Origin of the sequence: Enterobacter cloacae complex sp. 302F9, from assembly GCF_050030335.1 — a bacterium.
Taxonomy (GTDB): domain Bacteria; phylum Pseudomonadota; class Gammaproteobacteria; order Enterobacterales; family Enterobacteriaceae; genus Enterobacter; species Enterobacter hormaechei_C.
Genome location: NZ_JBLGUC010000001.1, coordinates 578,900 through 590,977, shown reverse-complemented (window position 1 = coordinate 590,977; position 12,078 = coordinate 578,900). Strand labels below are relative to the sequence as shown.

The following is a 12,078-nucleotide window of genomic DNA, read 5'->3' as shown; positions in this document are numbered from 1 at the left end:
CGGTTTGGCGTGGGGTAAATTTGGAATTTGCGAGGGAGATTCAGGAAATAACAGTATATATTTTTTAATTCGAGAAACGACAACGCTTCGGCCTGCAAATCATTTCAACTAGCCTCCTCCCGATATCTGTTCGTTCGCAAACCTGGCGCTAATGCCCCATAGGTTGCCGCTACCCCCCTCCTCTCAGACCCCTCAAAAATTCATCAAACCTATAGATTAACGATTTACATCACCCTGATTTTGTTATGTGATCCTGTTACAGGCTTTAGTAACGCCCTGCCCAGCCAACCGTAACAGGACTTCATCGATGGAATTTTATCAGGCCGATCCGACGCTTGAGAACTACTGGCGTGGTGTGATCCTCTTTGGAAGGAACGTCGCATCTTATAAGTTCGCGCTGGCGTCTGCGTTGTATGAAGTGGATAAGACGGGCAGCGATTTGATTACGCTCGACCAGCTTGCCGTGCCGTTCAGCCGCTATCTTTGCGAGCACCTGAAGCATGCGCCAAAACAGATCACCTCCCGCAGCAGTCAGTTTTTGGAAACCTGTCTGAAGTTCAACCGAGGTGAAATCACCCACGCTCAGCTCATTGAAGCGACGGTGCGCCTTGGCTTTAACAACGTGATTGATGCCTTTCACTACGTGAACCAGGGCGAGATCGATAAACGTTTTTTCCTTGATGAGCGCAAAACCCACAACGGGATCCGCCTGACGGATAACTTCTTTTTACTGGGCGAACGCCTGCAGTATAAAAACCTCGCCTTTGAAACTAATGCCCGCTGGAACCTGGTGGAACAAGCCTGGTCGATGGGGGTATCACGTAACCTTGTGGGCGTGGAGTTTGACGAAGATAATCAGCTGTTGTTCATGAAGGTGAATGCGCGGCGCGTAGACATCACCAGCTGCCGCGACAGCCTGAATGGTTACCAGAAAGGACGATGTTTTTACTGCTTTAAACCCATCAGTCTGGTACCGGGAGACGCAGAACTGGCGGACGTCGACCACTTTATTCCCTGGGCTGCCCGCCATGAGGTGAGCAATATTAACGGCGTATGGAACTTAGTGCTGGCCTGCCGGTGCTGTAACCGTGGCGTTGAAGGTAAATCTGCACGCATTCCCGAGCTCAGGCTCCTGCAGCGGTTACACACCCGCAATGAGTATTTTATTCAGAGCAAACTGCCGTTACATGAGACGATTGTTCTACAGACAGGGCAACGTCCTGAAGCACGGAAAAGCTTTCTTCAGCGTAACTGGCAGGCCGCGCTGGACAAACTTATCCATACCTGGAAACCCAACGCGGAAGGCGAGGCAACGTTTTAATGACACTTCACTACTATCAGAATCACGCACAGGATTTCTTCGATGGCACGGTTAATGTCGATATGACCCCGCTTTACGAGGCCTTCACCCAACATCTGCCTAACGGTGGCCGTGTTCTGGATGCGGGCTGCGGTTCAGGACGAGACGCAAAAGCATTTCATGAGATGGGGTATCAGGTGGATGCTTTTGATGCCTCTTCCGCTATGGTGGAGCTGGCAAGGCAACATACCGGGTTACCCGTGCAACTGATGACGTTTTCAGAGATCGACGGTAAAGCGCAGTACGATGGGATCTGGTGTTGTGCATCTTTGCTGCATGTCCCCTCTTCTGAGTTGCCTAAAGTGATGCAGAAGATTGCGGATGCGCTTAAGCCTGGCGGCGTTTGGTACGTATCTTTTAAGTATGGCAACGGTGAACGGGTACAGGGTGAACGACGGTTTACGGACCTGGATGAAGAGGGGCTGCGGATGGGAATAAGTAATATAACAGATGTGGCGATAACTTCGCTTTGGGTTACGCAGGATTATCGGCATGAAAGAAGTGAGAGATGGTTAAATGGGATATTACATAAAAAAAACACTATTTTTTAGAGTGGCTTTTACTTATCGGTGAAGGACTTATATTGAGATGTTCAGTTGTACACATCTCATCTTCATGCAGACATAAATGGCTATATCACTCTATCCTCAACAAAGATGTTATCGTAGCTCTAATGAACTTAGAAACTCATAGTCCAAACATTTAGCTCGTTCTCTTTTTTTGACAAGTCATACAAATTTCGTATTTTACTATTGAACCATCACCATAATTGTTATATAGCGTAATAGGTGGTTTTTCAGATATTATATTTGCTCATCACTTAAGTGAAATTTTCTTTTACTTAGAAATCATAAATGAAAGCAATGATGATCAAGCAATTAATCAATATTTGATATGTCATATATCAGTAGTGTTCCTCCTGGCCACCTACAAAAATTAGGTATTGCCATACAAACGCTTCGAGGGTACGCTAATCGGTTTTTTAAATTAAACATTCATTAAGTCTTGTCTCGCTTGACTATAAGGAGAATGCTTTGGTTCAATCAGAATGCATTTCATGGACAAAATGTACTTCATGGCTAACAAACTTTCTTAGTCGTAGAGGATTGAGACAACCCGATGGTCGCCCGCTTTATGAATATCAAGCGACGAATGAAGAATATGTGGACTTAACGCAGTTACTTCGAGCGGTTAGCCAAACTACAAATATTGTTGATGATAAAGGCTATGCTTCCTGTTTTGTGTTTTTTTGCTCTGAATGGTACCGCAGAGACTATGAGCGGAATTGTGGGTGGACTTGGGAGCCCATTTATAAAAAGCTAGGTACATCGTTAACGGCGACGGAACTAAGGCATATCGTTCCTAAAGGGATGGAGAGTTACTGGATGCGACCAATTCGATTTTATGAATCGGATAGACGTAACTTTCTAGGAACGTTGTTCAGTGAGGGTGGTCTACCTTTTCGTTTACTGAAGGAATCAGATAGTAGTTTTCAAACCGTATTTTCCCGGATCCTTAATCAGTATGAACAAGCTCAGATAGCAGGTTTTTCCATGCTTTCGCTGGTAAGAAACATTATAGAAAGATCTTCGCTTCCAGCTGTTTTTATTGAAGACACATCAGTAGAGCTCATCAGTCATATGGCAGAAAAACTCAGCTCATTGGTACTGATGTATAATCTAAGCGATGATTCTGAACCAGTAGCGCAGCTTGATAAAACGCATCCAAAATGGCGGGATGAATTCCCTATGCCACTTGATGATGAAACAGGCACCCGCTTTCTAAATGGATTGTTACGTACTGCATCTATAGAAACAAAACCCCGTTCAAAAAAAAATAAATGTACCGGTTGTCAGTTCTTTTGGACAGAAAAATCGCCGGATCAAATACGTGCGATAGTTTCGTTACCAGATGAACTCTCTTTTCCAATTATTAGTGAACCTTCAACTACACGATTTGAACTTGCTATTTACGAAGGCATTAACGAAGTTGCAAGCCTTGGTGTAGTCTATGCGTCCCTCGAAAAATCACATGCCAGAATTCGCATCCGTAAAAATGAATCACGATTTGCCAGACATGCCCCTTCTGCGAGTTTATCGTTAGTTGCTCGGGCAGGCGGAATGAATGTTGGCGCAATAAAACTGGATGATAGCGAAATCGCCATTGGTGAGGTTCCACTTACTTTTGTTGCTGAAGGAGAACGATGGCTATTACAAGGGCAAGCTTCGTGCAATGTTCGTAACAGCGATGTTCTTATTGTTCTACCTCGAGATAAGACAACTGTTTCAGGATATGAAACGACTTTGAATACAATTTCAGTCTTAGGCTTCGAAACACTCTCCGTAAAAGGTTGCCATGAATTAATTATTTCCGGAGATGAAATATATCGTATACGCACTGGGAAAGAACAGACTAACCCTGGTGGGGTTGAGTTTTATGGTAAAAGAGTAAATTGGGTATGCAACCCTACTGAAACATTCCTTGGGGTCCCTAAAGTCACCTCGAAAAATCCTGATGTAAAACATATCCAATTTAAACCTTATTTTAATAGTAAATCAATCGAAGAATGCCAGTTACAAGAGATGATGGGATCTCAATTTGTTTCCGTCAGGAATAGTGATAATGAGACGATACTCCGTCGAAAAATTGGAATATTACCGGCAGACTTTAATGTTGAGATTCACGGTGGCGATCAGGCTAATGAAGGTACCATTGTCATCTCAACGCAACATCCCTGCATGTCTGTCTTAAAAAATAAAACATTCGAGATTGCGCGAAAGCGCGCAGCAGGACGCACCGAGATATTACTCAAAGCCGAAGGCATCCCTCCCGCCTTTATCTCTCTGGAAATTTATCCTAATTTGGGGGCTGACTCAATTGAATTGACTTTACCTTATCCTGCTAAAGGTTGTTTGGTTTTTGATGCAAATGGAGACCTTCTTGATAAAAATATCACTTTGCATGATTTACTTGGTTCAAGAGCCTACTTGTTTGGTAAAAATGGTGAACCGACTCGATTTTCACTGGAATTACATCTACGCACTATAAATGGTCAACAGGCATGGCATGAATGGTTTTATACGGCAGTAGAACGCCCTATTGAACTCAATTTATACAGTCTAAGAGAACATATTGAAAATTTGCTATCTCTTGAATCAGGAATTGACCAGGTTGTGGATATGCGAATCAGAGGTGCTGGCGTAGCGATGAGCTGGCAGATTCGGCGCTACAAATACAGTTTGCGTTATGATTATGAAAAAGAAGTTCTCACCAGCCAGTCGACAAGCTATCGTGCCGGGCAACTCCCTTCTCCCGTCATCATGTTATTGAGCGAGCCAGAGCGAAAAGCAGTCTCGTTGTCATCGAGGCTAAGTGAGGGTGTACCTGTTGGTGAATATGAACTGAGTTCAATCGTTAGCAAAAACGGGCCTTGGCTAGTAGTCCCAAAGGAAGGTGATGAAATGGCGTTTCGTCCATGCTTCATTCGTGGCGAATCTTCCTTACATGGCGATGAAAGTAGCGTTCGTTCACTTCAGAAAGCCACCCAACTTTTTAATCCCCAGGCAAAAGTGAATACCATAACGCTGGTGCTTGATCAGATGGCTACCGATCCTGCGCACTCCGGTTGGCAGTTTATGCACAGTCTTTATGAACATTTTGGCTATCTTCCGCTGGCTACATTTGAAGTATGGCGAGCACTCGTACAACATCCAAGAGCGCTGGCGATGTCTCTCTTCAAATTTGAAATGTCCGCCGAGTATTTAAACCGCATTGAGAATGAATTCCCTGTTTTTTGGGAGTTTTTCCCTATATTAGAAATCAAATCCGCAGCAGAAACCTTCAAACGATTCCTGACCCAAAAAGGGGCACAAGATGAAGTTTTGGTAACACTGCTGAGTAAGATGTATCGACAATTAGGGATCGTATTTCCAACTTATGCCGATGAAATTGAAAAATGGTTAAGTTATGGGAAATTTCCTCCTCCCATTCCAACATCCTTTGTCCGTGAGTGGTATCAGGAGCTTTTACGCGAACACAGTGAAGCTCGGTGGCCAGAATATGGCTGTAAGCGACTGCATAACTGGATGTCATCACAAACAGATGTAGTGATAGATATTTATCCCGAGGCTGATTATCGCTATTCAGTTGCCTGGTTACCTGTTTTCGCGGCTGCAGTGGCAAGCGGTAAAACTTCCTTTGAAACTGTGTTTGAACACAAACCTGGCGCCGTATTTTTCCTGAGACAAGTCCGGGACTTCGATTCTCGCTGGTTCAAGGCCATATTCCAGTGCAGCCTTCTGCGTTATATTTCAAAAAATAAAAAGGATTAAAGATGACTACACGCTTTTTTTCGTCGCTTATTGAACAATCGTTGTCTCGCTCAACCGAAGCAACGCTCAGTATTATGGGGATCACAAACCCGAACTTACGCAAGCATCTCGCAGAGCAAATGGGTGCCGATTGTGGGAAATCAGGCTCATTTCTTGCCTCACCAGTATTCCAGCAAATGTTTGGCTGGAAAGAGTCAAATTATACAATGCGCAACCTGACCGAAGGTAAGGCATTACTGAGTAAAGCTGTTGTTGATTCACTAGATGATCATAACAACGGTCGTTACCGTTTTGGTGCAGACTGGAAACCCTTCACTCACCAGCTAGCCAGTTGGAAGGCTTTACTGGAAGATAAACATTCGGTAGTGGTGACAAGTGGTACGGGGTCAGGCAAAACGGAATGTTTTATGGTTCCTGTGCTGGAAGACCTCTACAGAGAATTACATGAAAATAGTAACAACCCACTTGTCGGCGTCAGGGCCCTTTTCCTCTACCCCCTCAATGCCCTAATTAATTCACAGCGGGAGCGCCTGGATGCGTGGACACGTGGATTTGGTACTGGGATCCGTTACTGTCTTTATAATGGCAATACAGAAAATCTTCACGCTTCGGTAAAAAGCGAGCAGGCAAAAAGGCCAAATGAAGTGCTTTCACGCGAAAAGATGCGTGAAGAACCCGCACCAATTCTGGTAACAAACGGCACGATGCTGGAATATATGATGGTCCGCCAGATTGATGCTCCAATTATTCAACAGTCTAAAGCACAAAAATCATTACGCTGGATAGTACTGGATGAAGCGCATACCTATGTCGGATCGCAGGCCGCTGAATTAGCTCTGCAGTTACGCCGCGTAATGACGGCCTTTGGCGTGACGCCAGACGATGTGCGTTTCGTGGCAACCTCTGCAACTATTGCCGGAAGCGATGCCGAAAAACAACTGAAAAAATTCCTCTCTGAATTATCCGGTATACCGCAGGAGCGCATCGACGTACTGGACGGAAGCCGGGTGATTCCGAAACTGGCATCATGCAAACACGTTTATATTCCTTTAGAAGAAATTGAACAAATCCCTGATACAGACATGAAGGGCGTAAGCCCTGAGCGCTTTGAAGCTCTTACGCATTCACCTGAAGCACATTACTTGCGTGAGATGTTAGTTACTCAGCCGGATCCAATGAAGCTGGATACGATGACGAAGCGGTTGAATACGCTGACCAAGCAGAATTATAGCCAGCAGGAAGTACTTCGCTGGATCGACGTCTGCTCTGGTACACAACCTAATCCTAAAGATCCGGCATTCCTGAAGATAAGAGCGCATATTTTCCAGCGCAATACCCAGGGAGTATGGGCTTGTGTTGATAAAGAGTGCAGACAAAAGCATGGCACTCCGCTGGAAAAGGGCTGGCCCTTTGGTTATGTGTATGTGAATCAACGGCAAAATTGCGAATGCGGGAGCCCGGTCTACGAACTGGCATTCTGCAATGAATGTAACGAACCGCATCTTCTGGCCCGGGATAAAAATGGCAAACTTGTCCAATGGGAAAATAAAGGTGGCGATGAATTCTCTTTGCAGGATGAGGTGAATGTTGAAAACGTCGCTACTGAAGAAAAAGTTGAGAAAGAAAGTAGTTACCGCCCTCCACTTATTATTGCGGCAGAAAAGGCCAGTGAAACTGGTTATATCCTACAGCGACTCGATCGCAAGACTCGTCGTATTGGTGTAGTTAATAATGAAAGTATTGAACTGATTATTAACGATATTGAACAGGTATGTAGTGCCAGTGGCTGCGGCTACAGAGGCACGAGTGGAAAACAACCTTTCCGCCGCGCATTGTTGGGTGGACCGTTTTATGTCACCAATATTGTGCCAACCGTTCTGGAGTATTGTCAGGACTTTGTCAGCGAAGATGGAAAGGAGGGAGTGGGGCCTGATTCACTGCCAGGTAGAGGCCGCCGTCTCATTACCTTCACCGACAGCCGCCAGGGAACAGCGCGCATGGCGGTACGCATGCAGCAAGAAGCTGAACGCAGTCGCTTACGTGGCAGCGTAGTAGAAATATTGGGCTGGCATCAACGAAAACAGACTTCCACCACACCAAATGCCAATACAGATCTTGAAAAGTTAGCAGCGTTGGCAAAACAGGCACGCGAACAGGCTGATGAATTTAGAAGCTGGGGATTACCTGAACAAGCGAAGCTGGCAGAAGTACAGGCCGAGCAGCTTGAACAAGCTTTTCAGGCTGCGACCGGAGGTAACGTAGCGACCATTCTCATTTCCCGAACCTGGACAGAAATAGTTAATGAGCTTAGAGAGAAAGCCGATATTAGCGGCCCTATTCTGCAATATAATCACTATCTGAAGCCTGAAATTTTCAACGAAAACGGCGGGCCGCTGAAGCTATCGGAAATGTTGCTTTTCCGGGAGTTTATGCGTCGTCCTAAACGAACTAACAGCCTGGAAACGCAAGGGCTGGTGCGGGTTGGTTATCAGGGGCTAGAGAAGATTCATAAGATGCCGATGCATTGGCATGAGCAAGGGCTGACGCTGGATGACTGGAAAGATTTTCTTAAGGTTACTCTGGATCTGTACGTACGTGAAAGCAACTTCACACAACTGGACGATGAGTTAAAAAACTGGATTGGTAGTCGTTTTTCGTCAAAATTCGTCCGTAACCCGGAAACAAAAGATCCTGAAGATAATCAGAACAGACGCTGGCCACAAATTCGTAATGGCAATTTGTCCCATCGTTTGGTGAAGTTATTAATGCTTGGTGCAGGATTGAAAAAAGTAAATACGGCGACGATTGATATTATCAATACATGGTTAAAAGAAGCATGGAACCAGCTTACCGGGTCACTTGCCGTACTGAAGCCTGATGGTAACCGTTTCTATTTGCCGAAAGAGCATTTGACCTTCTCTTTAATAACGGATGCCTGGATTTGTCCGGTCACCAATAAAATTCTGGACACTGCTTTTAAAGGGTTAACCCCATATCTACCCACTCACATTTCCTTTGAACAACTCACCCAGACGCAATATGACGCATTTGTCGCGCAAAAGGTCACCATGCCAGAGATCTGGAAGGTGGATCGCTCACAAGAAGACTACGCTCCGGGTTTGGCTAAAGTACGTGACTGGGTCAGCAACGAGCCGCTGATCGCACAATTGCGTTCGGAAAATGTCTGGACGGATATCAACGATCGTGTCGTAGAAGGTGGCTTCTACTACCGCACTGCCGAGCACTCTGCCCAGCAGTCTTCAGAACGCCTGCAAAGCTACGAAAAGATGTTTAAGAACGGGCAGCTTAATGTTCTCAACTGTTCCACCACCATGGAAATGGGGGTTGATATCGGTGGCATTACCGCCGTGGTGATGAACAACGTACCGCCGCATCCGGCAAATTATTTACAGCGAGCCGGGCGAGCCGGACGTAGCAAGGAATCGCGCGCGATATCTTACACATTGTGTAAAGGTAACCCGCACGATCAACAGGTATTTGCCAACCCGCTCTGGCCGTTTGAAACGATGATCCCTGCACCGATGGTGGCGATGAACTCAGCCCGGCTGGTGCAACGCCACGTCAATGCGTTATTGCTCTCTGACTTTTTATGTCACGTTATTGGCGAAACGGACAAAGAAAAAACCAGCCTCGACAGCCTCTGGTTTTTCGGTGATGACGAAGATCAATCAAAATGTGAACGCTTTAAAGTCTGGCTTGAACGCCCCGAGCTTGATATTGACGCGGCGCTGGAAAGGCTGGTAAAAGGCACGGCGCTGCATGGCGCCAGCTCCCACAAATTGCGAGAGAAAACAGTTGATGCGATTACTCTTCTGCAACAGAGATGGCTTTCCGTCTATCGCGATCTTGTTGCACAGGAACGCGAATCGCTGCCGCAAACGCCTTATCGCAAGCGCATAGAACTGGAAAAAAAACGACATTGCGGCGAATATCTACTGCGCGATCTGGCGGCCAGAACCTTCCTTCCCGGATACGGCTTCCCAACGGATGTGGTGACGTTTGATAACTTCACAATGGAAGACTATATTCGCGAAAAATCGCAGAAAAGCCGGGATAAAAAAGATCGCGAAGATAACGTGTCGCGTTATAAAGGGCTCCCCTCCCGCAACCTTGGGGTTGCTATCCGTGAATATGCACCAGGTGCAGAAATTATTCTTGATGGTAGGGTCTTCCGTTCTGCCGGTGTCTCCCTGCACTGGCACAATATTAATGCCGATACGAATGAAGCGCAGCGTCTGGATTGCGCCTGGCGCTGCCACAAATGCGGGACCATCGGCTATGAAGAGGGAATGAGCAGTTCCGGGGTATTATGCTGTACCAACAGCACCTGTGGTGAAAAAATCATCATGGATAATCGCCGTCAGGTGCTGCAGCCTGCCGGGTTTGTAACCGATGCGCATGCGCCGGTGACAAACAACATTGAAACCATGAAATTTATCCCGGTTGTCCCTGCCTGGGTGTTTGTTAAAGCGGAACCCGTACCACTGCCTAACCCGACAATGGGGTATATGACGTCTGGTGCTGATGGTCATGTTTTCCAGCAAAGTCTCGGAGAAGGTGGTCATGGTTACGCATTATGCCTGAGCTGTGGGCGTGCGGAGTCGATGCTGAATGAAAATGATGCACCGAGAAGTATGGAAGCTCACTACCCACCTCGTCCAGGAAAAGCGGACCGCGATAGCCAAAATCAGCGGCTGATTTGCCCCGGTTCGACGGCACTGATGAAAAACGTCACGCTGGGGGCATTAGCACGAACAGATGTATTTGAAATGGTTCTGCGGAAGCCACAAAACGGTGAATACCTCCCGGATAATACAGAAGAAGGTCGGCTTGTCGCCATGACTCTGGCGGTTGCCCTGCGTCAGGCGCTGGCGGGTGTATTGGGTATTTCTGCTGCAGAACTGGGCTACGCTGTGCGTCCGGTCAGGCTGGAAGATGGACAATCGGTATTAGCCGTTCAACTTTACGATGTGATTAGCGGTGGCGCAGGTTTTGCGTCCAGTGCTCCATTACACATTGAGACCATTCTGCTGGGGATGGTGAAACAGCTGGGCTGCAACCATTGTGATACCGCATGCAGTGAATGTTTGCTCGATTCCCAAACCCGCCACGATCATGACCTGCTGGATCGTAAAGCGGCGCTGACCTGGCTTGGGGATGACTTCAGTTTCTACATTGGTTTACCAGATGAAGAGACATTCTCGCTACCAGATGCCCGATATTGCCCGGGACCGATTAGCGATACCCTTCGTCGGGCGATTAACGAGGGAGCTGAAAAACTCACACTGTGGATGAATGGGCCACTCAATGAATGGGATCTTTATGCCCGTCAATTCCGGGCGGCGATTCAGAACTACCGGATTAAAGACAATGTTGCGGTCGACCTTGTCATTCCTGCTGGCGTCGATGATCCGGAGTTGTTGCACGAACTTTCGCAGTTTACTGCTTTGGGCGTGCGTTTGTGTCATAGCGAACAGATTCTGGAATTGCCGATTGTTGCGCAAATCGCCTTTGCCGATCGCATAATGACGCTGGCTTCACGCAGCCAGCAGGCAACTATCCCGGGTCCAGGCTGGCACCTTAATGACGAACTGGTCGTTCGCAGCCTCGGCTATAAAACGGTAAAACTGAACGAGTTTGTTTTGCCGGGGAAAGCAGCGAACGCTGTTGAGCGTGTCAAAGACATAGAGATTCATAAACAGTTAAATGGTGCACTTTCGCAGTTCGGACAACGCTTCTGGGACACGCTGTTTAACAGCCATGAAGAAGCACAATCGCTGATGAAAAACCAGCGAATCACCAGCGTTCACTATACCGATCGCTATCTGCAAAACCCGGTTGCGCTGGCACTGCTGGGGGCGATACTGAAACCGCTAAAAACAAAGCTGACCGATGACGCGGAGCTTGAGCTTGATACTCTGTTTAAGCCCAAGGATCGTCCCGGCAACCGGCCGTTCCATGACTGGATGAGCGATGCGGATTTTCAGGATTTCGCCGACCAGTGGTTTACTGCGGCAATGGGCATAGCGGTAGAACTGACGGTGTTCGATTCGCCACGTGATATTCCACATCATCGTAAGCTGACGGTGACCTTTGAAGATGGTCAGACGTTGAAGATTCGATTCGACCAGGGAATGGGATACTGGCGTATCGACTTCCCGTATGTATGGCGTAATTTTGACTTTGCCGAAGATGTGACTTATCAGCTAGTAAAACTGGCGCAAGCCTGCCAGGAGGGCAAAGTCCTTAATAGCGAGGAAAGCTGGGCAACGGATGTGCTGATAGAGGTGATGCCGTCTTAATGCATTAGCGCTCCCAATAAGGAATTGGGAGCGCTAAAACGACTCGAGTCAGCGATGGCCGATA

The 12,078-nt window shown here is 46.9% G+C and carries 4 protein-coding genes; all 4 read left to right on the top strand.

Annotation, left to right across the window (positions count from 1 at the left end; all coding sequences use genetic code 11):
* Nucleotides 1-307 precede the first annotated feature (307 nt).
* The 4 genes from ACQG0T_RS02800 to ACQG0T_RS02785 all read left to right on the top strand — a co-directional run bounded on the left by ACQG0T_RS02800 (nucleotide 308) and on the right by ACQG0T_RS02785 (nucleotide 12,014).
* Nucleotides 308-1,321, top strand: a complete 1,014-nt coding sequence (locus tag ACQG0T_RS02800) for an HNH endonuclease domain-containing protein (RefSeq protein ID WP_252051994.1) — start codon at nucleotides 308-310, stop codon at nucleotides 1,319-1,321.
* Entirely contained in the window at nucleotides 1,321-1,911 is a 591-nt protein-coding gene (locus tag ACQG0T_RS02795) for a class I SAM-dependent methyltransferase (protein WP_047718343.1), read from the top strand. The genes ACQG0T_RS02800 and ACQG0T_RS02795 overlap by 1 nt, the downstream gene beginning before the upstream one ends.
* 483 nt (nucleotides 1,912-2,394) lie before the next feature.
* On the top strand, nucleotides 2,395-5,691 hold the full coding sequence (locus ACQG0T_RS02790) for an STY4851/ECs_5259 family protein (RefSeq protein ID WP_195207126.1): 3,297 nt from the start codon (nucleotides 2,395-2,397) through the stop codon (nucleotides 5,689-5,691).
* A gap of 2 nt (nucleotides 5,692-5,693) precedes the next feature.
* On the top strand, nucleotides 5,694-12,014 hold the full coding sequence (locus ACQG0T_RS02785; RefSeq protein WP_426723741.1) for a DEAD/DEAH box helicase: 6,321 nt from the start codon (nucleotides 5,694-5,696) through the stop codon (nucleotides 12,012-12,014).
* Nucleotides 12,015-12,078: the final 64 nt, after the last annotated feature.

Coding starts and splice junctions, on each gene's coding strand:
- ACQG0T_RS02800 (WP_252051994.1), top strand. CDS start 308: ATGGAATTTTATCAGGCCGATCCGACGCTTGAGAACTACTGGCGTGGT.
- ACQG0T_RS02795 (WP_047718343.1), top strand. CDS start 1,321: ATGACACTTCACTACTATCAGAATCACGCACAGGATTTCTTCGATGGC.
- ACQG0T_RS02785 (WP_426723741.1), top strand. CDS start 5,694: ATGACTACACGCTTTTTTTCGTCGCTTATTGAACAATCGTTGTCTCGC.